Source organism: Streptomyces sp. NPDC017993 (assembly GCF_044328065.1).
Taxonomy (GTDB): Bacteria; Actinomycetota; Actinomycetes; order Streptomycetales; family Streptomycetaceae; genus Streptomyces.
This window is the reverse complement of record NZ_JBIRGO010000020.1, coordinates 118,513-140,806: the sequence shown is the minus strand read 5'-3', so window position 1 is coordinate 140,806 and position 22,294 is coordinate 118,513. Positions and strand designations below refer to the sequence as shown.

Sequence of the window (22,294 nt, the reverse complement as noted above, 5' to 3'; positions counted from 1 at the left end):
CGGCGCGCGGCGGCGGTGTTGGTGTTGGGACCCCCGCCCCCCCGTGGGTGGGGGGGGGGGGGGGGGGGGGTGCGGGCCGGGGGTGGCGGCCCCCCCCCCCCCCCCGCGCCGCACGGACACTCGGACGCGTACGCCCACAGACGCGCTCACCCCGGGGTCACCGGACCCTGGGACGACGCTTCCCCTACGACACCACGTCCTTCTTCGCGAAGCCCCGGAAGGCCAGCGCGAACAGCACCAGCGCGTACGACACCGAGACCGCCGAGCCCTGGATCATCCCCGACCACTCCATGTGGGGCTGCAGCGCGTCCGCCCAGGAGTACTGCCAGTGGGCGGGCAGCACGTTGCGCCAGGTGTCGAGGGCGGTGACCTGGTCGAGGACATTGCCGACGATGGTCAGGCCGACGGCGCCACCGACCGCGCCCAGCGGTGCGTCGGTCACCGTGGACAGCCAGAACGCCAGGGCCGCGGTGACCAGCTGGCTGACGAAGAGGTAGCCGACCACGACCGCCAGCCGCGGCACCGCGTCGCCCGCCGACAGTGCGCCTCCGGTGGGCAGTTGCAGCGGGCCCCAGCCGTACGCGGCGGCGCCCACGGCGAGCGCGACCAGCGGCAGCAGCACCATCGCGGCGGCGCTGAACACCAGCCCGACGGTGAGCTTGCTCAGCAGCAGCCGGGCCCGCGGGACGGGCGCGGCGAGCAGATAGCGCAGCGAGGACCAGCTCGCCTCAGAGGCGACGGTGTCACCGCAGAACAGGGCCACCGGCACGACCAGCAGGAAGCCCGCCGAGACGAACAGGACGGTGGCGGCGAAATTGCCGCCCGAGGCGGTGGCGGTGTCCATCAAGGTGACCCGGCCGTTGCCGCGGGAGCTCGGGTCACCACCGATCGCGAACGCCGCGACCAGCACGAACGGCAGCAGCGTGAGAATCGCGGCGATCACCAGGGTGCGGCGCCGCTTGAGCTGGCGCAGCGCCTCGACGCGCAGCGGGAGGGTGCGGCGCGCGCGGTAGCCGGGCGCGGCGGGCGCCGACGGCTGCGGCGGTTCGGGGCTGGTGTGCACCGGCGGCTCCGGCGGTGCGGGGGTGGCGGGGGCGGTCATCGGTCACCTGCGATCAGGGTGAGGAAGGCGTCTTCCAGGCGGCGGTGCGGGCCGACGCGGTCCACGGGGATCTCCAGCCGGATGAGGTCGGCGAGCAGCTCGGGTGTACCGGCCGGGTCGGCGAGGCGGATCAGCAGGCCCTCCTCGGCGCGGACGGCGGAGACGACCCCGGGGAGCGCGTCGGCCTTTTCCACCAGGGCGTCGGAGAGCGGCTCGGAGCCCGCGACGCCCACCAGCAGGGTGTCGCCGGAGCCGACGATCTCGCTGACCGGGCCCGCCTGGACGAGCCGGCCGCGGTCCATGACGACCAGGTGCGTACAGGTCTGTTCGACCTCGGACAGCAGATGACTGGAGACGATGACGGTGCGTCCCGCGGCGGCGTAGCGGATCATCACGTCGCGCATCTCGCGGATCTGCGGCGGGTCGAGTCCGTTGGTGGGCTCGTCGAGGATCAGCAGATCCGGCAGGCCCAGCATGGCCTGCGCGATGGCCAGGCGCTGCCGCATGCCCTGGGAGTAGGTGCGCACCGCGCGTTGCAGCGCGTCGCCCAGGCCGGCGATCTCCAGGGCCTCGTCGATGTGCGCGTCTGCGGCGGGCCGGCCGGTGGCCTGCCAGTACAGATCGAGATTGGCCCGTCCGGAGAGGTGCGGCAGGAAGCCTGCGCCCTCGACGAACGCGCCGACCCGGGAGAGCACCGGCGCGCCGGGACGGATCGCATGGCCGAAGATCCGGATCTCGCCGCCGTCGGGCCGGATCAGGCCCATCAGCATCCGCAGGGTCGTGGTCTTGCCGGCGCCGTTGGGTCCCAGCAGGCCCAGCACCTGGCCCTGCTCCACGCGGAAGGACAGGCCCTGCACGGCATACCTGTCGGCGGACTTGGCGTAGCGCTTGCTGAGATCGGTGATCTGCAGCGGGACGCCGGCCAGGGCCGGGTCGGGCGCCGGGGCCGAGGTCCGGCGGCGGGCGGTGAGCAGCAGGAGCGCGGCGACGACCGCGGCCCCGGCGGGCAGGCCCCAGGTCCAGGCGGGCAGCGGGGTGGCCGCGCTGCGCACCTGGGGGGCGGTGGGCACGTCGAGGCCGCCGTCGTGCAGCGAGACGGTGTACTTGGCGGGCTCGTCCGGGGAGGCGTAGGCGAGGTCGGTGGCGGAGAGCACCATCCGCATCCGGTGGCCGGCCGCGAAGTCGTGGTCGACGGCGGGCAGCCGCAGCCGGACGCGCTTGCCGTCCTCGGCGTCCTTGACGCGGTACGGCGTGACCAGCTGGGACGGCAGCACCTGCCGGCTCCCGTCGGGGGCGACGTCGTACAGCTTGGCGAAGAACACCGCGTCGGAGGAGCTGGAGCGGACGTCGACGGTGGCAGTGGGGCTGCCCGTGAGGTGGGTGGAGCCGCGCAGCGGCGCCGAGTCGAAGTGCGCGAACTGGCCCGGGAATTCGAGGGACAGGCCGCCGGCACCCAGCGACGAGAAGTTGCCGAGCGCGCCGACGCCGGGCACCGCGGAGATGGCGGGCGGTCCGGCGCCGGCCGGGTTGCCGAAGGTCTGCTCGCGGCCGGCGAGCGGCACCCGCCGTGGATCGTTGTCCAGCCCGGTGTAGCGGTCACCACTGGCGCCGCGCAGCCGGACGGCGCCGTCGGTGGAGTCCACTCCCCCGCTGCGGCTGACCCGGAACGCGGGGCCGGTGTCGACGCTCTTGTCCTTCTTCAGGTACCGGTCGAACCAGGTCTTGGTGCGGGCTTCGAGCCGGGGCATCTCGCGGTCCCCGCCGTCGTGACCGCCGGCGATCCAGTCGACGTCGACCGGCGCGCCGTTCTTGCGGACCGCCTGCTGGATCCTGTCGGCGTTGTCCAGCGGGAAGAGGGAGTCGGTCTGGCCCTGCATGATCAGGGTCGGCACCTTGATGCGGTCGCCGACGGCGGACGGGCTGCGGGCCTCCAGGAGCTTTTCTGCGGCGGCGTCCGGCTTGCCGGCGACGGCGACCCGCTCGTACATCTCGCAGAGCTCCGCCTCGAACTTCTGGCAGCCGGTGTCCGTGGGCACGGTGGGCGCGGCGCCCGGTGCTCCGGTGGGGCTGCCGGCCTCGCCGGTGGTGAAGAAGATCCCGGCCCACAGCTTCTTGAAGACGCCGTGGGGGAACAGCGCGTCGGCGAGGTTCCAGTACGTGATCTGTGGGGCGATGGCGTCGACCCGCGGGTCGTGGCCGGCCGTCAGCAGCGAGATGGCGCCGGCGTAGGACGCTCCGGCCATGCCCACCCGGGGGTCGCCGGGCTTGTCGAGCTGCACCTCGGGCCGCTCGGCGAGCCAGTCGATCAGCCGGCGGGCGTCGGCGACCTCGCCGTCCGGGTCGTTCAGCCCGATGTTCCCGGTCGACTTGCCGAAGCCGCGCGCGGACCAGGTCAGGACCGCGTAGCCGTCCCGGGCCAGCTGCTCCGCCTGTGCCCTCACGTCGTTCTTGCTGCCGCCGAAACCGTGCGAGAGCAGCACCGCGGGCCGCCGCCCGCTGGTGCCCTCGGCAGTAAAGAAGGAGGTGTCAATACGGACCTTCTTCTCACTGCCCGGCTTTTCGGGCATCGCCATGGCCCGGTCCTCGCGGTGCACTGCGGGTGCGGCGTCGGAGGAGGCGGCCGCCCAGGTGCCGCCTCCTATGAGTACGGCAAGGGCGGCCGCGGTCGCACAGAGCCGCTTCCGGCGCGTGCCGGAAGCGGCCCGCGGACCGCGGCGAAGTGGGAGATCCATATCTGAATCCTAGGTATGGCCCGGAGGCCGCACCCCGCCCCGTGGGGTGAGCCTTGCCACCTCCCGGTGAAGTACATACCGGGGGCCCGTACCGCGCTTGTGGTACGGGCCACTTGTGCGCGCGGGCGATGCGAGGGACGTCCGCGCAGGCCGGCGGCGGCCGGTGTGCCGCCGCCCGGCCCCGTGCGCTATCGCCGGGTCGGCTCGGGTGCCGTGATGCGGAACCGGGCCAGAGCCCCGTCGCTGCTCCAGTGCTCCAGGCCGGCCTTCTCCAGTACCCGGGCGGATGCCGGGTTGGGCAGCTCCACGTCGGCCCCCACGGTGTGCACACCCGGGGCGATGAGGGCGAACTCGACGACGGCGCGGGCCGCCTCGGTGGCAAAGCCGCGGCTCTGCCGGGAGGGGACGATCCCGTATCCGAACTCCAGGTAGCCGTCGACGGGCGGCCAGAAGAGGCCGATCGCGCCGACCACCAGGGCGCTGTCCCGCTCGATGATCTGCCGCTGGCCGTACGTGCCGTGCGCGTCGGGCCGTTCGGCGATGTAGCCGGCGATGACGCGGTCACCTTCGGCGGGGAAGTCCGCCGCCCAGTGGGCCCTGCGCTCGTCACCGAGGACGGCGGTGACCTCGTCCGCGGGCCACGGCCGCAGCACGAGCCGGTCAGTGGCCAGGTCCGCGCCGGTCAGACGAAAGGAGGAAGCAGAGAGTTGGGAGGGGCTGGTGGGGCGAGAGGGATGGGAGGAAGAAGAGGAAGACACTCGACACTCCTGGTCGTGGGCGAAACGACCGGGTCGCGCTCTCCGTCAGGCGACCCGGGCAAGGGCATGCTGATGAAGCTCGTGGCGGGCCATATTCATCAACCTCCCCTGCCGCAGCGGCGATCGCCCCTCTCGGGCGCATCCGCAGGATACCAACGGGCGGGCGCACAAGAGCGTCGGACGACGCAACGGGCATCCCGGCGTACGGGGTGCCCGTTGCGTCGTCCGTCGTCGGAGGCCGTCCGCCGGTCAGTACTGCGGCGGTCCGAAACCGCCCTGCGGGGCGGACGGGTTGCCGGGCGGCGGGTTGCCCGGGGGCATCGGCGGCGGGTTGCCGGCCGGGGGCATCGGCGGGCCCTGCTGCGGCATCGGCGGCCCGGGCTGCTGCCAGCCGGCCGGCGGCGGGCCCTGCGGGCCGGGCGGCACCATGCCGGGGACGCCGAACTGCGGGGCCGGGGCCGGGGGATGCCAGCCGGGGGCGACCGGCTCGCCGCGGCCCATCAGGGCGAACAGCGCGAGCGAGCCGAACAGGGACAGCACCAGGCCGAGGTGCACGAGGACCGAGAAGCCCGGGGAGGCGGCGCCGAAGTCGAAGAGCGTGCCGCTGTTGGCCATCGCGATGACACTCAGCAGGGCGTTCGGCAGCAGCACCGTCGCCAGGCCCATGGCCAGGCCGCGGGCCGCGCCGCCGCGTGCCAGGCAGCTCAGGGCGGCCGCGGCGCTCAGCCCGATGAGGGTCAGGTAGTAGGCGCCGGGAGACACATCCAGCAGGGAGATGAGAACGCCCGTGCCGAGGTAGAACACGTCCGCCGAGCCGAGTCCGCGCTCCACCAGCCAGTAGATGTTCCAGGCCACATACAGCAGCACCATCGCGCCGAGGATCAGCCCGGCGACCGTACCGGGCACCTTCACGGGGCGCATCGGCGGTTCGCTGGGGCGCGGGCGCGGCCAGGAACGCATTCCGGCCAGCAGCACGACGCACGCCACGAGGGAGAGCGGGACCAGGCACAGCGCGCTGACGAAGACGCCTTCGAACGTCGTGGAGTTCTGCTCGAAGGGGATGAGGAAGTAGCGGTTCTGGTCGGTGGCGAAGCCGGTGCTCACGATGGCCTGCAGCGACATCACGAAGGTGAGGGTGCTGCCGACGGCGAGCAGACCACCGGCCGTCCGCAGCCCGGCGAACGCCGCCCAGGCCGCGGCCAGCTGGACGACGGCGAGGCCGAGGTGGAAGGGGATGGTGACCTGGTCACGGCCGCTCCTGCGCCCGCCGGTCCAGATGTCGAAAAGGCCGTCGAGCCCGAACGCATCGACGTCGATTGCCAGCCAGTAGGCGGTGTAGAGGAAGAACAGCAGGCAGAACACCCCGCCGGTGATCCGCGCGCCCTTGGCCAGCGCCATACTTCGTGGCATTTTGCCCCCCGTTGGATTTCGTCTGTCCGCGAAGGAGCACGGTAGCAATCGTTTTCGGTCACGCCAGCCCCCCGGATCGGTGGTGGGGAAACCACCGCTGCGCCGCCCCCGCGGACAGCGCGAACCCCCTGCCGGCGCACGGCCGGCAGGGGGTTCGGCCGCCGACCGACCGGCGGCGGCCGGTCGGTCGGCGGGACGGGGCGACGGGGCGCCGCGGGCGTCAGTGGTTGCTGGGGAAACCGAGGTTGATGCCGCCGTCGGACGGGTCGGGCCAGCGGGTGGTGACGACCTTCCCGCGGGTGTAGAAGTGCACGCCGTCGTTGCCGTAGATGTGGTGGTCGCCGAAGAGCGAGTCCTTCCAGCCACCGAAGGAGTGGTAGCCGACGGGGACCGGGATCGGCACGTTCACGCCGACCATGCCGGCCTCGACCTCCAGCTGGAAGCGGCGGGCCGCGCCGCCGTCCCGGGTGAAGATCGCGGTGCCGTTGCCCCAGGGCGAGTTGTTCATCAGGGCGATGGCGTCGTCGTAGGTCTCGACGCGGACGACGGACAGCACCGGGCCGAAGATCTCGTCGCGGTAGGCGTCCATCTCGGGCGTGACGTTGTCCAGGAGCGAGACGCCGATCCAGTGGCCGTCCTCGTAGCCCTCGACGGTGTAGCCGGTGCCGTCGATGACGACGTCGGCGCCCTGGGCCGCGGCGCCCTCGACGTACGAGGCGACCTTTTCGCGGTGGACCTTGGTGATCAGCGGGCCCATCTCGGAGGCCGGGTCGTCGCCGGGGCCGATCCGCAGGTTGTCGGCGCGCTCCTTGATCTTGCCGATCAGCGGGTCGGCGGTGTCACCGACCGCGACGACCACGGAGATCGCCATGCAGCGCTCGCCGGCCGAGCCGTACGCCGCGTTGATCGCGGAGTCGGCGGCCAGGTCGAGGTCCGCGTCCGGCAGCACCAGCATGTGGTTCTTGGCGCCGCCCAGCGCCTGGACACGCTTGCCGTTGGCGGTGCCGGTGGTGTGGATGTAGCGGGCGATGGGGGTGGAGCCGACGAAGGAGACCGCGGCGATGCCGGGGTGCTCCAGGATCGCGTCGACGGCCACCTTGTCGCCGTTGACGACGTTCAGCACACCGTCGGGCAGACCCGCCTCGGCGGCCAGCTCGGCGAGCTTGAACGCGGCGCTGGGCACCTTCTCGCTCGGCTTGAGGATGAAGGTGTTACCGCAGGCGATGGCGAGGGGGAACATCCACATCGGCACCATCGCCGGGAAGTTGAACGGCGTGATGCCGGCGACCACGCCGAGCGACTGGCGGATCGAGGCGACATCCACCCGGGTGGAGACCTGGGTGGACAGCTCGCCCTTGAGCTTCTCCGGGATGCCGCACGCCAGCTCGATGATCTCCAGGCCGCGGGCGACCTCGCCGAGCGCGTCGGAGTGCACCTTGCCGTGCTCGGCGGTGATCAGCGCGGCGATCTCGTCGCGGTGCGCGTCGACCAGCTCGCGGTACTTGAACAGCACCGAGGTGCGCTTGGCCAGGGAGCTGGTGCCCCAGGTGCGGAACGCTTCCCCGGCGGCGGTCACGGCGGCGTCGACCTCGTCCACGGAGGCGAAGGCGACCTGCTTCTCCTGGGCACCCGTGGCCGGGTTGTAGACCGGGCCGAAGTTGCCGGAGACGCCCTCGACGGGCTTGCCGCCGATCCAGTGGCTGATGGTCTTCATGCGGGGGACCTTTCTGGTGACGACAACAAGCTGAGGTCAGAGGTGGCGGCGGCGTCCTGCGGCGTGCCGGTCGTACGCCTCGCGGGCGGCGACCGCCGCCGGACGCGTCGCGGTCTCGGCAACAGGAACATCCCACCAGGCCGCAGCGGCCGGCGCGCCCGGCACAGTGTCAGCCGTTTCGGTCTCGACATAGACACATGTGGGCCGATTCGCGGTGCGCGCCTCGGCGAGCGCGGCGCGCAGCTCACCGACGGTGGCGGCACGCAGGACGTGCATGCCGAGCGAGGCGGCGTTGGCGGCGAGATCGACGGGCAGCGGTGCGCCGGTGTACGTGCCGTCCTCAGCCCGGAAACGGTAGTCGGTGCCGAACCGCTCGCCCCCGGTCTCCTCGGAGAGCCCGCCGATCGAGGCGTAGCCGTGGTTCTGGATGAGGACGATGTTGATGTTCAGTCCCTCCTGTACCGCGGTGACGATCTCGGTGGGGTTCATCAGATATGTACCGTCGCCGACCAGCGCCCACACCGGCCTGTCGGGCGCGGCGAGCCGGACGCCAATCGCGGCCGGGATCTCGTAGCCCATGCAGGAGTAGCCGTATTCGAGGTGGTACTGCCTGCGGGACCGTGCGCGCCAGAGTTTGTGCAGGTCACCGGGGAGGGAGCCGGCGGCGTTGAGGACGATGTCGGTGTCGTCGACGACGGCGTCGAGGGCGCCGAGGACCTGGGTCTGGGAGGGGCGGGCGGTCTCGTCCTCCGCGGCGTAGGCGGCGTCGACGAGGGTCTCCCACTCGGTCTTGGCGGCGGTGTAGGCCGCCTCGTACGCCGGGTCGACGCGGTGGCCGGCCAGCTCGCGGGCGAGCGCTTCGAGTCCGGTGCGGGCGTCGGCGACGAGGGACAGGGCGCCGAGCTTGTGGGAGTCGAAGGAGGCGATGTTGAGGTTGACGAAGCGCACGCCGGGTGCGGCGAAGAGGGTGGCGGAGGCGGTGGTGAAGTCGGTGTAGCGGGTGCCGACGCCGAGGATCAGATCGGCCTCGCGGGCGAGGCCGTCGGCGGTGGCGGTGCCGGTGTGGCCGATGCCGCCGACGTCGGCGGGGTGGTCGTGGCGCAGCGAGCCCTTGCCCGCCTGGGTGGAGGCGACGGGGATGCCGGTGCTGTCGGCGAGGGCGCGCAGCGCGTCCTCGGCCTCGCTGTGGTGGACGCCGCCGCCCGCGATGATCAGCGGCCTGCGGGCGTCTCGGAGGGCGCGTACGACGTCGGCGAGGGCGGACGGGTCCGGGGCGGGGCGGGGGACGCGCCACACACGGTCGGCGAAGAACTCCTCGGGCCAGTCGTACGCCTCCGCCTGGACGTCCTGCGGCAGCGCGAGGGTGACGGCACCGGTCTCGACGGGGTCGGCGAGCACCCGCATCGCCTGGAGGGCGGCGGGGATCAGTGCCTCGGGGCGGGTGACGCGGTCGAAGAAGCGGGAGACCGGGCGCAGCGCGTCGTTGACCGACACATCGCCCGCGTACGGGACTTCGAGCTGCTGGAGGACGGGGTCGGCGCGGCGGGTGGCGAAGCTGTCGCCGGGCAGCAGCAGGACCGGGAGGCGGTTGACGGTGGCGAGCGCGGCGCCGGTGACGAGGTTGGTGGCGCCGGGCCCGATGGAGGTGGTGACGGCGTGGGCGGAGAGCCGGTCGCACTGCCGGGCGTAGCCGACGGCGGCGTGCACCATGGCTTGTTCGTTGCGGCCCTGGAGGTAGGGCAGTCCCGGGGGTTCGGGGGTGGTGCCCCTGGGGGACGCCGCCCGGGACTCCAGCAGGGCCTGGCCGAGGCCGGCGACGTTGCCGTGGCCGAAAATGCCCCAGCAGGCGTTGATCAGGCGGTGCCTGCGGCCGTCGCGCTCGGTGTACTGGTGGGCGAGGAACTCCACCAGGGCCTGGGCCACGGTCAGACGGCGGGTGCCGGGCGGGGGCGTGGGGGCGGTCATCGGGCGTCTCCTGCGGGCGCTGCGTAGAGGGGAAGGCGAGGGTCGACGGGCTGGTCGGGCCAGGTGCCACGGATCCAGCCGTGGTCGGGGTGGTCGCAGATCAGCCACTCGCGGGTCTCGCCGGGGCCGGCCATGACGTTGAGGTAGTACATGGTGTGGCCGGGCGCGGCGATGGACGGGCCGTGCCAGCCGTCCGGGATGAGGACGGCGTCGCCGCTGCGGACCTCGGCGAGGACGTCGGTGCCGCGGCCGTGCCCGGAGGGAGTGACGCGCTGGTAGCCGACGCCTTCGGTGCCGTGCGCGGCGGCGATCTCGAAGTAGTAGATCTCCTCCAACTCCGATTCCTCGCCGGGCCGGCAGGTGTCGTGCTTGTGCGGTGGGTAGGACGACCAGTTGCCGCCGGGGGTGAGCACCTCGACCGCGATGAGCTTGTCGCAGTCGAAGGCGCCTGCCGCGCCGAAGTTGTTGACCTGTCGGGAGCAGTTGCCGGTGCCGCGCAGTTCGACGGGGACGTCGCTGGCGGGGCCGTAGCGGGCGGGCAGGCTGCGGGTGCAGCGCGCGCCGGTGAGCGCGAAGCGGCCGCCGGCGTCGGTGGTCAGCTGCACCTGCGCGTCGCGCGGTACGTACGCGAAGTCGGTGACGCCGCTGAAGACGCTCTCCCGGCCGGTCAGTTCGAAGGTCTCGCCGGTGCCGGTGCGGACGGTGCAGCCGCCGGCCAGGGGCAGCACGATCCATTCGCTGTCGCCGGTGGCGAAGGCGTGCCGGCCGCCGGGCGGCAGGTTGAGGACGCGCAGCGAGGAGTGGCCCCAGCCCGCTCGCTCGGGGTCGATGTCGAGGGCGTAGGGGTCTCGCGCCGCGTCGTCGGCCGTCAGATGGAAGTCACAGCTCATGTCTCAAGTCTCCTGCGCGGTGGCGGCTTTTCCTGCGTATTCGCCGTGCCGGTGGGGTCTCACAGCAGCCCGACGGCGGTGTCCACGGCCGCCGCGACATCGCCGTCGGCCGGGTAGAGCAGGGAGCGGCCGACGACCAGCCCCTGCACGGTCGGCAGCCGCAGCGCCTTGCGCCACTTCTCGTACGCGGCTTCCTGGTCCCGGACGGTGGTGCCGATGTCGCCGCCGAGCAGCACGGTCGGCAGCGTCGAGGTCTCGCAGACCCGGGCCATCGCGTCGGGGTCGTCGGTGACCGGCAGCTTCAGCCAGGTGTAGGCGGAGGTGCCGCCGAGGCCGGAGGCGATGGCCACCGAGCGGGTGACGGCCTCGGCGCTGAGGTCGTTGCGGACCCGGCCGTCGATGCGGCGGCTGAGGAACGGCTCGACGAAGGTGGGCAGTTCCCGCTCGGCCATCGCGTCGATGGTGCGCGCGGTGGCCTCCAGGGTGGTCAGCGAGCCGGGGTCGGAGTAGTCGATGCGCAGCAGGAGTTTGCCGGCGTCGAAGCGCAGCCGGGTGAGGTCCTGGGGGCGGTGGCCGGTGAACCGGTCGTCCATCTCGAAGGTGGCGCCGGCGAGGCCGCCGCGGTTCATCGAACCCATGACGACCTTGCCTTCGAGGGCGCCCAGGAGCAGCAGGTCCTCCAGGATGTCGGCGGTGGCGAGGACACCGTCGACCCCTGGCCTGGACAGCGCGAGGACGAGGCGTTCGAGCAGGTCCAGGCGGTTGGCCATGGCGAGCTGCCGGTCGCCGACGGCGAGCGCGCCACGCGCCGGGTGGTCGGCGGCGACGATCATCAGCCGGCCGCTGTCGCCTATCAGCGGGCGGCGGGTGCGGCGGGCGGCGGCCTCCGCGACGGCTTCGGGGTGGCGGGCCCGCAGCGTCGCGAGGTCACTGATCCGAGGGGTCAAGGGGTTACTCACCTTCTTGGGCGCGCAGGTGTGGCGGGGTGCGGGGGTGGTCCGCCGGGAGGGCGGCGGCCGGGGCCACGGCTGTCACCGGCCGGCGAGGAACGACTCGACCTCGGCGGCCGTCGGCATCGCGGAGGAGCAGGCGAGCCGGCCGGCCACGAGGGCGCCGGCGGCGTTGGCGTAGCGCATCATCGGCTCCAGTTCCCAGACGCTCAGGAGGCCGTGGCAGAGCGCGCCGCCGAAGGAGTCGCCGGCGCCGAGGCCGTTGACGACCTCGACGGGGGTGGGCGGGACCTCGGCGGTGCGGCCGTCGCGGTGGACGGCGAGGACGCCCTTGGGGCCCTGTTTGACGACGGCGAGTTCGACGCCCATGTCCAGGAGCGCGTGGGCGCATGCCTTGGGGTCGCGCAGCCCGGTGGCGACCTCGGCCTCGTCGACATTGCCGACGGCGACGGTGGCGTGCCGCAGGGCTGCTTCGTAGTAGGGGCGGGCCGCGGCCATGGCGGCGGCGCCGGACGCGCCGCCGTCCTTGGAGGCGCCGCCCTCGCCGCCCCAGAACATCGGCCGCCAGTCGAGGTCGAAGACGGTGGCGCCCGCCTCCGGGGCGGCGGCGCGGGCCTGGAGTGCGGCGAGGGTGGCGCTGCGGCTGGGCTCCTCGCACAGCCCGGTGCCGGTCATCCAGAAGATCCGGGCGGCGCGGAGGGCGTCGTGGTCGAGTTCCTCGGGGTGGATGACCAGGTCGGGGGCCTTGGGGCGGCGGTAGAAGTAGAGCGGGAAGTCGTCCGGCGGGAAGATCTCGCAGAACGTGACCGGCGTCGGGTAGCTGTCCACCGGCGTCACCCAGCGGTCGTCCACGCCGAAGTCGCGCAGGGCCTGGTGGATGTAGTCGCCGAACGGGTCGCGTCCGGTGCGGCTGATGACGGCGGAGCGGCGTCCGAGCCGGGCGGCGGCGACCGCGACGTTGGTGGCGGAGCCGCCGAGGAACTTCCCGAAAGTCTCGACCTGGGCCAGGGGCACGCCGGTCTGCAGCGGGTAGATGTCCACCCCGATGCGGCCCATGGTGATCAGGTCGTACGGCTCGGTCATGTGCGCCCCTTCGGTCGGGCCGCCGCGGCGGGTCGGCGGTTCGGCTCTGCGCACAGGTCTAACGGGCAGAATCAGACCCTGTCAACAGTTTGTCCTTACATTATGACGTCAGGAGTGCGGGGAGGGGCGACGGAGGTTGCTCGGCGGCCGTCCGAGGACACGGACCCGCGGACTACAAAGTCCTTAAGTCCTTATGTCAGGACGAAGTCTTGACACTCACGGGGGCGACAGAGAGGCTGAGCCCCACGACCCCACCAGCGCCTCCCGGTCACCGCAGACCGGCGAGAGGAGAGCCGCAGCATGTCCGCACCCCGTGCCGTTGCGCCCGTTCTGGACCGTATTCGCGTCGGTTCCGCCCCCGACTCCTGGGGCGTGTGGTTCCCCGACGACGAGCAACAGGTCCCCTGGCAGCGCTTCCTCGACGAGGTGACGCAGGCCGGATACGAGTGGATCGAACTCGGCCCGTACGGCTACCTGCCCACCGACCCCGCCGTTCTTCACGAGGAGATCGCCCGCCGCGACCTGAAGGTCTCCGCCGGCACCATCTTCACCTCGATGCACCGGGGCCCCGCCGTATGGGACGAGACCTGGGCGCATGTCCAGGAGGTGGCCACCCTCACGCAGGCGATGGGCGCCAAGCACCTCGTCGTCATCCCCTCCTTCTGGCGGGACGACAAGACCGCCGAGGAGATCGAGCCGCGCGAGCTGACCGTGGAGCAGTGGAAGCACCTGACCACCGGCATGGAGCGGCTGGGCAAGCGGGTGCGGGACGAATTCGGCCTGGACATCGTGGTGCACCCGCACGCCGACACCCACATCGACACCGAGGAGCACGTCGAGCGCCTCCTCCACGTCACCGACTCCGACCTGGTCAACCTCTGCCTGGACACCGGGCATTACGCCTACTGCGGCGGCGACAGCGTCAAGCTGATCCGCACCTACGGCGAGCGGATCGGCTATCTGCATCTCAAGCAGGTCGACCCGGAGATCCTCGCCGACGTCCACGCCAAGGGCACGCCCTTCGGGCCCGCCGTCAAGCAGGGCGTGATGTGCGAGCCGCCGCTCGGCGTACCGGCGCTGCCGCCGGTCCTGGAGGCCGCACAGAAGCTGAACGTCGACCTCTTCGCCATCGTCGAGCAGGACATGTACCCGTGCCCGCCCGACCAGCCACTGCCCATCGCACAGCGCACCCGCCGCTTCCTCAGCTCCTGCGGAGCCTGAGGATCGAGGGGCCGAGGGGCCGAGGGACGCAGGGGGCGAGGGGCTTGAGCAGCCTTGAGCGGCTCGAGGGGGGCGATGGTGCGAGCCGCGGGGGTGCGCTGGCGCGAGCCCAGCCCTGGGGCGCGCGCTCGGGCGGGGCCTGCGGTGTGGGCTCGGGCAGGGCTTGAGGCGTGGGCTCGCGTGACGCTTCGAGCGTGGGTCCGGGCGGGTGGCGCTTCCGGCGCAGGACCGGGCGGGAGGCACCTCGGGTGCAGGCGCATGGCGCTTCGGGCGCGGGCGCGTGGCGCTTCGGGCGCGGGATCGGGCGAGGGTGGGCGTGCGCTCACCCTTCGGACCCGCCTCGGACCCCGTCGGGCTGCCGCCCCGTCCCCATGCACCCACCTCCCCTACGCTCACACCTCACGCACGCATCCCCAGCGCTCACATCTCACGCACTCACACGTCCCCACTCCTCATGCGCTCACCTCCCCACACCTCCTGCGCTCGCCTCGCGGCACCTCCTCATACCCCGGCAACGATTACAGAGAGTAATCAGTTCCCAGGATATATCACACGCTGTAGTACCTACGGACTTGAGGACCACATGACTTCGCACGGAATCCTCGGCGTGGCGGTCATCGGCACCGGCCGGATGGGCGCTGACCATGTACGCCGGATCAACGACGTGATCAGCGGTGCCCGGGTGGCGGCGGTGTCCGACATCGACGCGGACCGGGTCAAGCACCTCGCCGACGGCATCGAGGGGTGTAGCCCTTACACCGACCCGGCCGCCGCCATGGACGATCCCGGGGTGGACGCCGTCCTGATCGCCTCCCCCGGCCCCGCCCACGAGGCGGCCCTGCTGGAGGCGTTCGCGCGGGACCTGCCCGTGCTCTGCGAGAAGCCGCTGACCCCGGACCCCGCCTCCGCGCTGCGGGTCCTGCACGCCGAGCAGCAGCTGGGCCACCGCCGCGTGCAGGTCGGCTTCATGCGGCGCTACGACACCGACTACCTGCATCTCAAGGCCCTGCTGGCCCAGGGCGCCTACGGCCGGCCCCTGATGCTGCACAACAAGCACCGCAACGCCGACACCCCGCCCGGCTTCACCAACGCGATGATGATCCACGACTCGGTGGTGCACGAGATCGATGTGACCCGCTGGCTGCTGGAGGAGGAGATCACCGCGGTCCGCGTGCTGCGCCCGGCGCCCACCGGCAAGGCCCCCGAAGGGCTCAGCGATCCGCAGCTGATCCTCTTCGAGACCGCGGCCGGACAGGTCGTGGACACCGAACTGTTCGTCAACTGCGGCTTCGGCTACCAGGTCAGCTGCGAGGCGGTCTGCGAGGGCGGCACCGCCCGCATCGGTGACGACCGCGGCGTGTTCGTGAACACCGCGGGCAAGTGGGGCGGGGCCATCACCCCCGGATTCGTCGAGCGCTTCGAGGAGGCCTACGACCGGCAGGTGCAGCGCTGGGTGGACGCCACCCGACGCGGCGAGGTCGAGGGCCCCAGTTGCTGGGACGGCTATGCCGCGGCTGCGGTGTGCGAGGCAGGCGTCCGTGCGCAGGCGAGCGGCGAGCGCGTACCCGTGGAGCTGACCGAACGGCCCGCGCTCTATCGCTGAGGCTGTCGCTGAGGCCGTCGCTGAGTCAGGTCGTTCCGCTCAGCGCCACACCGCCCACGCTGCGCGCCGTTTCCAGCGACGGGACGACTGGGCCGCTGGGCGACCTGGGCAACAGGGCGACGACTGGGCGACTGGGCGACTGGGCGACTGGGCGACTGGGCGACTGGGCGACTGGGCGACTGGGCGACTGCCGGAACCCACGCCCCCCCGGCAGGCCACGCGCCATCGCCGGAAACCACGCCCCCAGGCCACACGCCCTCCCCAGCCACGCGCCGTCGCCAGGACCCGCGCGGCCCCGGACCGCGCGCCTCCCCGTACCCCGCGTCGCCCGCCCGACGCCGCCCGTCTCGTGCGCCACCCGAAAGGCCCTTCGCTCCATGCGCATTGCCCTCGACCGCTCCATGACCACCCCCTCCGGCCCGCGCTCTGCCGTCACCTCACCGGGCTCGCCGGTACGCGTCCGCCGGCGCCGGGACATCGACCCCGGCGCCAAGGCGAACGGGAGCTGACGATGGCCGCCCCGACCAGCAGGACGGCGTCCGCAGGCCCGCGCGAGAGCGCACCCGCCGGCAACGCCAAGCGCTTCATCGTCGGCATCGCTGCCATCGCCGCCCTCGGCGGCGCCCTGTTCGGCTACGACACCGGAGTGGTCTCCGGCGCCCTGCCCTTCATGGAGAGTCACTTCGGCCTCTCCTCCCTGGGCGAAGGGATCATCACCAGCGCGCTGCTGATCGGCGCCGCGTTCGGTTCGCTGGCCGGCGGCCGGATGTCGGACGCGCTGGGCCGCCGCGCCTCCCTGCTCTGGGCCGGCGCCGTGTTCATCGGCGGCGCCGTGGCCGTCGCGCTCGCCCCGACCGTGCCGTTCATGGCGGTGGCGCGGTTCGTCCTCGGGCTCGCCGTCGGCAGCGCCTCGGTCATCACGCCGCTGTACCTGTCGGAGATCGCGCCGCCGCGCATCCGCGGCCGTCTGGTCTCCTTCAACTCCCTGATGATCGTCAGCGGTCAGCTGCTCGCCTACCTCGTCAACGCCGTCCTGGCGCACTGGGAAGCCTGGCGTTGGATGCTGGGTCTGGCGGCGCTGCCCGCCGTGGCCCTGTTCGTCGGCCTCTTCTTCCTCCCTGACACCCCCCGTTGGTACATCAGCAAGGGCCGGCCGGACGACGCCGCCGCGGTGCTGCACCGCACCCTGCCCGCCGAGGATGTCGCCGAAGAGCTGAGCCGCATCGCGCACGCCCGCGACCTGGAGGCTGACGCCCGTCGCGGTGCCTGGCAGGAACTGCGCACCCCGTGGGTGCGGCGGCTGCTGCTGGTGGGCATCGGGCTCGCCATCGTCCAGCAGATCACCGGCGTCAATGCCGTCATCTACTTCGCACCCAAGATCCTCGCCACCACGGGCCTGGGCACCAACGCCTCGATCACCGCGACCATCGCGGTCGGCGCCGTCTCCGTCCTCGCCACCGCGGTCGGGATGTCGCTGATCGACCGGGTCGGGCGGCGGCCCCTGCTGATCGGCGGGCTGGCCGGCATGGCGATCTCCCTGGCGCTGCTCGGCGCGTCCTTCCAGCTGCCGCCCTCCACCGCGGTCAGCGCTCTGGTGCTCGGCCTGATGGTGCTCTACATGGCCTTCATGCAAGCCACCCTCAACACCGGTGTCTGGTTGCTGCTCGCCGAGATGTTCCCGCTGCGGGTACGCGGACTGGCCATGGGCGCCGCGGTGTTCGTGATGTGGCTGGTGAACTTCGCGGTGGCGTTGTTCTTTCCGGTCCTGCTGGACGCGGTGGGCGCCGGCGTCACTTTCTGGCTGTTCGGGGCCATGTGCGTGCTGTCCCTGCTGTTCTGCAAGCGGTACGCGCCGGAGACGAAGGGCCTGGCCCTGGAGGAGCTGGAGGATGCCCTGCGCACCGCCGCCAGGCCGAACTGACGGCTCGTCACTCCTGGCTCCGGCACACGATGTGTCCGGCCCCGGGGTGCGACGTCCCGCCCCTGGGGCGCGAAGTCCCCATCCCGGGGCGCACTGTTCCCACCCCGCGACGCAACGGCCCCGTCCCGGCCCCGGCCAGCAACTTCCCACGCACCGTCACCGCGTCCTGCCGTCGTCACAGCTGTCACCGTTACACGGGTCTTTCGTCACAGCCCTTCAACAGCCCCTCCCCGCCCTCCGTCGGCCGTCGTTCACCGGACGAAGGCTGAGTGATCATCACGCCGTACGCGGTCCCCGCCGGCTCCCTCGGGTCGGCCCCGCGTGTGGATCTGAGGAGGTGCGCAGAGATGACCGACCGGAGGCTCTGGTCGTACAAGGAGATCGCCGCACATATCCAGGTGCAGCCGGACACCGTGCGCTCGTACCGCAAGCACGGCCTGTTGCCGGAGCCGGACCTGGTGGAGGGCGGCAAGCCGTACTGGTTCGCCGACACCGTCAGAGCCTGGGTGGCGCGCCGGCCCGGCCATCGCGGCCGGCGGGACCGGGCCGACTGACCGGCCGCCACCGCACACCCTCCCCCGGGTCCACCGGACTCGGTCACCGGCCCCGCGCCCGCCCGGCGTGGGGCCGACGTGCGCCGAGGGCCGGGCAGCCCCTGATCGCCGGCTCCGGCGCGAGGAGCCTCACTCTCCGCCCCTCCCACTCCCGCACTCTTCCCCACTCTCCCCCTCTCTCCTTTCTCTCCTTCTCGACTCCCCTGGTTCCTCCCCCTTCCGAAAGGACCCCGCGGCATGAAGATCGGCCTGATCGGCACCGGGCGCATCGGCGCGTTCCACGCCCGGACGCTGCGCAGCGTCCCCGGCGTCTGCGACCTGCTGGTCGCGGATGTCGATACCGCCCGCGCCGCGGCGCTCGCGGAGAGCCTCGGCGTACGGGCCGCGGCGAGCATCGAGGAGATGTACGCGGACGGCCCGGACGGTGTGGTGATCACTGCTGCGACCAGTGCGCACGCGCCGCTGATCCACCAGGCGCTGGACGCCGGGGTTCCGGTCTTCTGCGAGAAGCCGGTGGCCCTGGATGTCGCGGGCACCGTGGGTGTGGTGGAGCGGGCCCGGTCCGGGAAGGTGCCGGTGCAGATCGGCTTCCAGCGGCGCTTCGACGCCGGCTACCGCGCCGCCCGCGAGGCGCTGCGCTCCGGCGAGCTGGGGCGGCTGCACACGCTGCGTGCCTGCACCAGCGACCGGACGCCGCCGCCCGCCGCCTACATCCCCACCTCCGGTGGCCTGTTCCGCGACTGCAGCATCCACGACTTCGACATCATGCGCTGGCTGACCGGCCGCGAGGTGGTGTCGGTCTATGCGCAGGGCGCCAATGGCGGGGCGTCGTTCTTCGCCGAAGGCGATGATGTCGACACCTGCGCGGCGCTGTTGCGCTTCGACGACGACACCTTGGCGACGGTGACCGCGACCCGCTACAACGGCGCGGGCCATGATGTCCGCCTGGAGGTCTGCGGTTCCCGGAGCGCCCGCGTCGTCGGCCTGGACGACCGGGCGCCGCTTCCGTCGGCCGAACCTGCGCTGTCGTGGCAGCAGGCGGAGCCGTACGACACGTTCATGGAGCGCTTCCATGCCGCGTATGTCACGGAGTTGGGGGTGTTCGCCGAGGTGGCCGGTGGCCGTGCGCCGAACCCCTGTCCGCCGGAGGAGGCGTTGGAGGCGCTGTATGTCGCGGAGGCGTGCGAGCGCTCGCGTCGGACGGGTGAACCGGTCAACGTGGCGGACGTGCGCGCCGGCGCGGGCGGGGATGCGGAGGCGGCCGCGGGGGGTGGCGCCGCGGGCGGCGCGTCCGCCGGCGCGTGACCCGCTCCGGCGGCACGGCCGACGCGCACCGTCCGGTGCCCGCGCCCGTCCGGCTGACGGCAGGCAGCTCAGTGGGCAGCGGAGGCGGCCGGTGCGTCGGCGGTCCGGCGGTAGTGGTCGAATTGGGTGACGCCGTGGTAGCCGTAGCTTTCGGGGTGCAGTTCGTGCAGCGCGACGCCTGACCGGGGAAGCGGGCCGAGGACGTTCGTCAGGAACGCATCGGCGGGGGGGATGAAGGCCGCCTTCTCCTCGGCGCTGTTGGTGCCCGCGGTGATGCTCGCCTCGATGTGTGCGTCGCGGCCGCCGGTCAGGGGCTTGCCGCCGATGAAGTAGCTGTCGGCCGGGACGAGGTCGATGTGGACGATGGTCCTCGCGTCGGACTTGTGCAGGACCGAGACCGCCAGCCGGGTCAGCCCCTCGGCGAGGGTGCGCCGGACGTCGGCCGGGAGGTCGGGGTCGGGGATGGTGACGCGGATGTGCGGCATGGCTCTCCTCGGTACGTGCTCGGCGTGGCCGCGCCGGAGTTGGCGGCACGGAGCAAGCGTCGCGGACCTGGCACGATGGATCCAACGCATACGTGTCATAGCTCTATGAGGCCGCCGCATGCCCGTGAATTTTCCTCAGCTGAGGGCCTTTCTCGCCGTCGTCGACGCGGGTGGCTTCAGCGCGGCCGCCGCGGAGCTGGGCATGAGTCAGTCGGCGGTGTCGCACGCCGTCGCGTCCCTGGAACGCGAGCTCGCCGCACCGCTGTTGGTGCGTGCCGCTCCGGTGCGGGCCACCGTGCTCGGTGAGCGGATCCTGCCGCACGCCCGTCTCGCGGTGTCGGCGGCCCGGTCCGTGGAGCAGGTCGCGGCCGAGGCCACGGCGACGATGACCGGCACCGTGCGGCTGGCTTCCACGCCGACGGTCTCCCAGGGGCTGATCCCCGGTCTGCTGCGGCACTGGCGCGAGGCTGCCTCGCGGATCACGGTGCGGACCTTCGAGGGGGACAGCGCCGAGGTCTCGGCCTGGCTGGAGGACGGGACGGCCGATGCCGCGATATTGATCGATCCGCCGCCCGGCCACGGCTTCGATCTCGCCCTCGACTGCTACCGGGCGCTGCTGCCACGGGATCATCCCCTGGCGGAGGAGCCGTTCGTCGAACTCCGCGATCTGGAGGACGACGCGTTCCTGATCTCCCCCAACGCCTGCGAAGTCCGCATCCGTACGATCCATGACCTGGCCGGGCTGCGTTTCGCCCCGACGCACCGCGTGCGGGACCTGGCGACCTTGATCAGCATGGTGCAGGCGGGTATCGGTGTGACGATCCTGTCCGAGGTCTCCCGCTCGCTGGTCCCCCCTGACCTGGTCCTGCTGCCGCTGAGGCCGCACACCTCGCGCCGCCTCGTTCTGACCGGTCCGCACGGCCGCCCCTGGCACCCGGCGATCCGCACCTTGGCGGAGTCAGCCGCCGGTCATCTTGCCCGCACCGTTTCCCCGTCACTCAGCGGTGGCTGACCGTCGAGCACGGTGGGTGCCTCCCGCGATGGTGGGGGCGGTGCGGCCGGGAGGGAGTGGTCCGCGGCGTGGCGGAGGACATCTGCGTGGCCCGGTGGCCCGGTTCCTCGGGGCTGTCGCCGGGCTCCTCACCCGCTTCTTTGTCCTTGGCGGGCGGGCCGCTCCCGGTCGGCCGGCTCTCGGCGGGCGGGCGGCGCAGGGAGCGGCGGCGGGCCGTCCGTTGGGCGGTCGTCGCCACCGCGGCGACGGCGAGGGAGACCCCCACGCCGATGCCCGCCGCGACGAGCGGGTCGCCCGCGGCGGCGCTGCCGAGGTAGCCGAGGCCGACCGAGTACGTCGCCCAGATCGCCTCGGCGATGCCGGCGCCCAGGGCGAACCTGCGCAGCGGGTAGTGGAGTATCCCTGAGGTCAGGGCGCCGGCGATCCGCCCGCTGGGCAGGAACCGCACGCCGATCAGGAAGGGCAGGCCGTAGCGCTCGATGTGCTGCGAGGTCCGCTCCAGCAGGGCCCGGCGGTGGTCCTCGCGCCGCAGCCAGGAGCGTACGGGTCCGCCGAAGCGCCGCGCGGCGAGATACATCAGGACGTCTCCCAGCAGCGCGCTGCCCACGACGACCAGGAGGATCAGCGGGAGGTAGGCGTCTCCCCGGGCGGCGAGCACACCGGCGGTGACGAGCAGGGCGGAATTGGGCACCAGCGGCGGCAGCGTGGTGAGCGCCAGCAGGCCGTAGGCGAGTACGTCCATCCTGCCGCCTCCTCGGATCCGTCCCGAGCCCGTACTCCCAAGGCTGACGCGTGGGGGGAGCTACGGCAACGCGTGCCGGGAGGGCCGTCGTGCGGTGAACTCCGCGCGGCCGGGGACGCCCAGAGTTGGATTGATACCCCCCAGGGGTATACAGTGCGACTGTCGGGAGTCATCGTCCTCAGTAGTGGCCCCGCGGGCTCTTCGGCACTCAACGGAACACATCGACACGATCAGGAGAACCCCCATGACCGAGAACGGCTCCTGCTGCACCCCCGACGGCTCCGACAGCATCGACGTCCGGGCCGGCGAGGTGACCACGACCTACCGGGTCACGGGCATGACCTGCGGCCACTGCGAAGGCGCGGTGCGCTCCGAGATCTCCGAGATCGCCGGCGTCAGCTCGGTGCAGGCGGCCGCGGACACCGGGGTGGTCACCGTCACCTCCAAGGCCCCGCTCGACGACGAGGCCGTACGCGCGGCGGTGGACGAGGCCGGATACGAACTCGCGGGCCGGGCCTGACCCCCACGGCGCCCCCGCGCCCGGGCGCGGGCCGAGAAGGAGCGTCGGCCAACCCTTCGCCTCCGTGATCACCCCCAGCCGAGACTGCGGGTTTTCACATAGGCCACACAACCGACACAACACCCATACGTCAGGGCCGCGATCTTCAAATCGCGGCCCTTGACCGCATTAGGCCCCATATGGCACGAGACCCAGATCACACTCATCCGAACGTAACCATTGAGGGGGGTCGCGAGTCTAACCGGACAGTGCAGGCACCCCGGCGGGGCTTGCACTGCAACAGCCGTGCTGATCTTGGGGGATCGCGCTCGGCTACGCGTGGCCGGG

General features: G+C 72.4%; 19 protein-coding genes. 8 read left to right on the top strand and 11 right to left on the bottom strand.

Annotation, left to right across the window (positions count from 1 at the left end):
- Positions 1–184: 184 nt before the first annotated feature.
- From ACH4FH_RS30655 to iolC, 9 genes are all read right to left on the bottom strand, one after another.
- On the bottom strand, positions 185–1,102 hold the full coding sequence (locus tag ACH4FH_RS30655) for an ABC transporter permease (RefSeq protein WP_398559202.1): 918 nt from the start codon (positions 1,100–1,102) through the stop codon (positions 185–187).
- Positions 1,099–3,834 carry an alpha/beta fold hydrolase gene (locus ACH4FH_RS30650; protein WP_398559201.1) on the bottom strand — a complete coding sequence of 912 codons (2,736 nt, stop codon included), beginning with the start codon at positions 3,832–3,834 and terminating at the stop codon, positions 1,099–1,101. Before ACH4FH_RS30650 ends, ACH4FH_RS30655 begins: the two co-directional genes overlap by 4 nt.
- Positions 3,835–4,022: 188 nt before the next feature.
- The gene (locus ACH4FH_RS30645) at positions 4,023–4,592 is read right to left on the bottom strand and encodes a GNAT family N-acetyltransferase (RefSeq protein WP_398559200.1); all 570 of its coding nucleotides are present in this window, start codon (positions 4,590–4,592) and stop codon (positions 4,023–4,025) included.
- Between the two features lie 249 nt (positions 4,593–4,841).
- Positions 4,842–6,002 (bottom strand): hypothetical protein, encoded by a 1,161-nt coding sequence (locus ACH4FH_RS30640; protein ID WP_398559199.1) that lies wholly within the window; start codon positions 6,000–6,002, stop codon positions 4,842–4,844.
- Positions 6,003–6,222: 220 nt separating this feature from the next.
- Positions 6,223–7,716 carry a CoA-acylating methylmalonate-semialdehyde dehydrogenase gene (locus ACH4FH_RS30635; RefSeq protein WP_398559198.1) on the bottom strand — a complete coding sequence of 498 codons (1,494 nt, stop codon included), beginning with the start codon at positions 7,714–7,716 and terminating at the stop codon, positions 6,223–6,225.
- A 36-nt stretch (positions 7,717–7,752) separates the two neighbouring features.
- Positions 7,753–9,681, bottom strand: a complete 1,929-nt coding sequence (iolD, locus tag ACH4FH_RS30630; protein ID WP_398559197.1) for a 3D-(3,5/4)-trihydroxycyclohexane-1,2-dione acylhydrolase (decyclizing) — start codon at positions 9,679–9,681, stop codon at positions 7,753–7,755.
- Positions 9,678–10,571 (bottom strand): 5-deoxy-glucuronate isomerase, encoded by an 894-nt coding sequence (iolB, locus tag ACH4FH_RS30625; RefSeq protein ID WP_398559196.1) that lies wholly within the window; start codon positions 10,569–10,571, stop codon positions 9,678–9,680. Before iolB ends, iolD begins: the two co-directional genes overlap by 4 nt.
- 59 nt (positions 10,572–10,630) lie before the next feature.
- The gene (locus ACH4FH_RS30620; RefSeq protein WP_398559195.1) at positions 10,631–11,518 is read right to left on the bottom strand and encodes a deoxyribose-phosphate aldolase; all 888 of its coding nucleotides are present in this window, start codon (positions 11,516–11,518) and stop codon (positions 10,631–10,633) included.
- 84 nt (positions 11,519–11,602) lie between these two features.
- Positions 11,603–12,604 carry a 5-dehydro-2-deoxygluconokinase gene (gene iolC / locus ACH4FH_RS30615; RefSeq protein ID WP_398559194.1) on the bottom strand — a complete coding sequence of 334 codons (1,002 nt, stop codon included), beginning with the start codon at positions 12,602–12,604 and terminating at the stop codon, positions 11,603–11,605.
- A gap of 300 nt (positions 12,605–12,904) precedes the next feature.
- Here iolC and ACH4FH_RS30610 point away from each other — a divergent pair, with 300 nt between their 5' ends.
- The 6 genes from ACH4FH_RS30610 (at position 12,905) to ACH4FH_RS30585 (ending at position 19,208) form a co-directional block, all read left to right on the top strand.
- On the top strand, positions 12,905–13,825 hold the full coding sequence (locus ACH4FH_RS30610) for a sugar phosphate isomerase/epimerase family protein (RefSeq protein ID WP_398559193.1): 921 nt from the start codon (positions 12,905–12,907) through the stop codon (positions 13,823–13,825).
- A gap of 583 nt (positions 13,826–14,408) precedes the next feature.
- Positions 14,409–15,428 carry a Gfo/Idh/MocA family protein gene (locus tag ACH4FH_RS30605; protein WP_398559192.1) on the top strand — a complete coding sequence of 340 codons (1,020 nt, stop codon included), beginning with the start codon at positions 14,409–14,411 and terminating at the stop codon, positions 15,426–15,428.
- 377 nt (positions 15,429–15,805) lie between these two features.
- Positions 15,806–15,937, top strand: a complete 132-nt coding sequence (locus ACH4FH_RS30600; RefSeq protein ID WP_398559191.1) for a hypothetical protein — start codon at positions 15,806–15,808, stop codon at positions 15,935–15,937.
- 2 nt (positions 15,938–15,939) lie between these two features.
- Complete coding sequence (locus tag ACH4FH_RS30595) at positions 15,940–17,349, top strand: sugar porter family MFS transporter (RefSeq protein WP_398559190.1); 1,410 nt, start codon at positions 15,940–15,942, stop codon at positions 17,347–17,349.
- Between the two features lie 347 nt (positions 17,350–17,696).
- Positions 17,697–17,903, top strand: a complete 207-nt coding sequence (locus ACH4FH_RS30590) for a helix-turn-helix transcriptional regulator (RefSeq protein ID WP_398559189.1) — start codon at positions 17,697–17,699, stop codon at positions 17,901–17,903.
- A 237-nt stretch (positions 17,904–18,140) separates the two neighbouring features.
- Positions 18,141–19,208: a Gfo/Idh/MocA family oxidoreductase gene (locus ACH4FH_RS30585; protein WP_398559188.1), complete on the top strand. Its 1,068-nt coding sequence runs from the start codon at positions 18,141–18,143 to the stop codon at positions 19,206–19,208.
- 68 nt (positions 19,209–19,276) lie between these two features.
- On the opposite strand, the gene ACH4FH_RS30580 is transcribed toward ACH4FH_RS30585, so the two are convergent.
- Positions 19,277–19,693, bottom strand: coding sequence for a 4-oxalocrotonate tautomerase family protein (locus ACH4FH_RS30580; protein WP_398559187.1), 417 nt, complete (start codon positions 19,691–19,693; stop codon positions 19,277–19,279).
- Positions 19,694–19,811: 118 nt separating this feature from the next.
- On the opposite strand from ACH4FH_RS30580, the gene ACH4FH_RS30575 reads away from it, so the two are divergent.
- Complete coding sequence (locus tag ACH4FH_RS30575) at positions 19,812–20,705, top strand: LysR family transcriptional regulator (RefSeq protein ID WP_398559186.1); 894 nt, start codon at positions 19,812–19,814, stop codon at positions 20,703–20,705.
- On the opposite strand, the gene ACH4FH_RS30570 is transcribed toward ACH4FH_RS30575, so the two are convergent.
- The gene (locus ACH4FH_RS30570) at positions 20,692–21,447 is read right to left on the bottom strand and encodes a DedA family protein (protein WP_398559185.1); all 756 of its coding nucleotides are present in this window, start codon (positions 21,445–21,447) and stop codon (positions 20,692–20,694) included. The genes ACH4FH_RS30575 and ACH4FH_RS30570 overlap by 14 nt on opposite strands.
- A 244-nt stretch (positions 21,448–21,691) precedes the next feature.
- Between ACH4FH_RS30570 and ACH4FH_RS30565 the strand changes: the two genes are divergently transcribed.
- Complete coding sequence (locus tag ACH4FH_RS30565) at positions 21,692–21,967, top strand: heavy-metal-associated domain-containing protein (RefSeq protein ID WP_398559184.1); 276 nt, start codon at positions 21,692–21,694, stop codon at positions 21,965–21,967.
- Positions 21,968–22,294: the final 327 nt, after the last annotated feature.

Bases quoted from the DNA above. Each gene is read 5' to 3' on its own strand.
- ACH4FH_RS30655 (WP_398559202.1), bottom strand. From the start codon at position 1,102: ATGACCGCCCCCGCCACCCCCGCACCGCCGGAGCCGCCGGTGCACACC.
- ACH4FH_RS30650 (WP_398559201.1), bottom strand. From the start codon at position 3,834: ATGGATCTCCCACTTCGCCGCGGTCCGCGGGCCGCTTCCGGCACGCGC.
- ACH4FH_RS30640 (WP_398559199.1), bottom strand. From the start codon at position 6,002: ATGCCACGAAGTATGGCGCTGGCCAAGGGCGCGCGGATCACCGGCGGG.
- ACH4FH_RS30635 (WP_398559198.1), bottom strand. From the start codon at position 7,716: ATGAAGACCATCAGCCACTGGATCGGCGGCAAGCCCGTCGAGGGCGTC.
- iolD (WP_398559197.1), bottom strand. From the start codon at position 9,681: ATGACCGCCCCCACGCCCCCGCCCGGCACCCGCCGTCTGACCGTGGCC.
- iolB (WP_398559196.1), bottom strand. From the start codon at position 10,571: ATGAGCTGTGACTTCCATCTGACGGCCGACGACGCGGCGCGAGACCCC.
- iolC (WP_398559194.1), bottom strand. From the start codon at position 12,604: ATGACCGAGCCGTACGACCTGATCACCATGGGCCGCATCGGGGTGGAC.
- ACH4FH_RS30610 (WP_398559193.1), top strand. From the start codon at position 12,905: ATGTCCGCACCCCGTGCCGTTGCGCCCGTTCTGGACCGTATTCGCGTC.
- ACH4FH_RS30605 (WP_398559192.1), top strand. From the start codon at position 14,409: ATGACTTCGCACGGAATCCTCGGCGTGGCGGTCATCGGCACCGGCCGG.
- ACH4FH_RS30600 (WP_398559191.1), top strand. From the start codon at position 15,806: ATGCGCATTGCCCTCGACCGCTCCATGACCACCCCCTCCGGCCCGCGC.
- ACH4FH_RS30595 (WP_398559190.1), top strand. From the start codon at position 15,940: ATGGCCGCCCCGACCAGCAGGACGGCGTCCGCAGGCCCGCGCGAGAGC.
- ACH4FH_RS30590 (WP_398559189.1), top strand. From the start codon at position 17,697: ATGACCGACCGGAGGCTCTGGTCGTACAAGGAGATCGCCGCACATATC.
- ACH4FH_RS30585 (WP_398559188.1), top strand. From the start codon at position 18,141: ATGAAGATCGGCCTGATCGGCACCGGGCGCATCGGCGCGTTCCACGCC.
- ACH4FH_RS30580 (WP_398559187.1), bottom strand. From the start codon at position 19,693: ATGCCGCACATCCGCGTCACCATCCCCGACCCCGACCTCCCGGCCGAC.
- ACH4FH_RS30575 (WP_398559186.1), top strand. From the start codon at position 19,812: ATGCCCGTGAATTTTCCTCAGCTGAGGGCCTTTCTCGCCGTCGTCGAC.
- ACH4FH_RS30570 (WP_398559185.1), bottom strand. From the start codon at position 21,447: ATGGACGTACTCGCCTACGGCCTGCTGGCGCTCACCACGCTGCCGCCG.
- ACH4FH_RS30565 (WP_398559184.1), top strand. From the start codon at position 21,692: ATGACCGAGAACGGCTCCTGCTGCACCCCCGACGGCTCCGACAGCATC.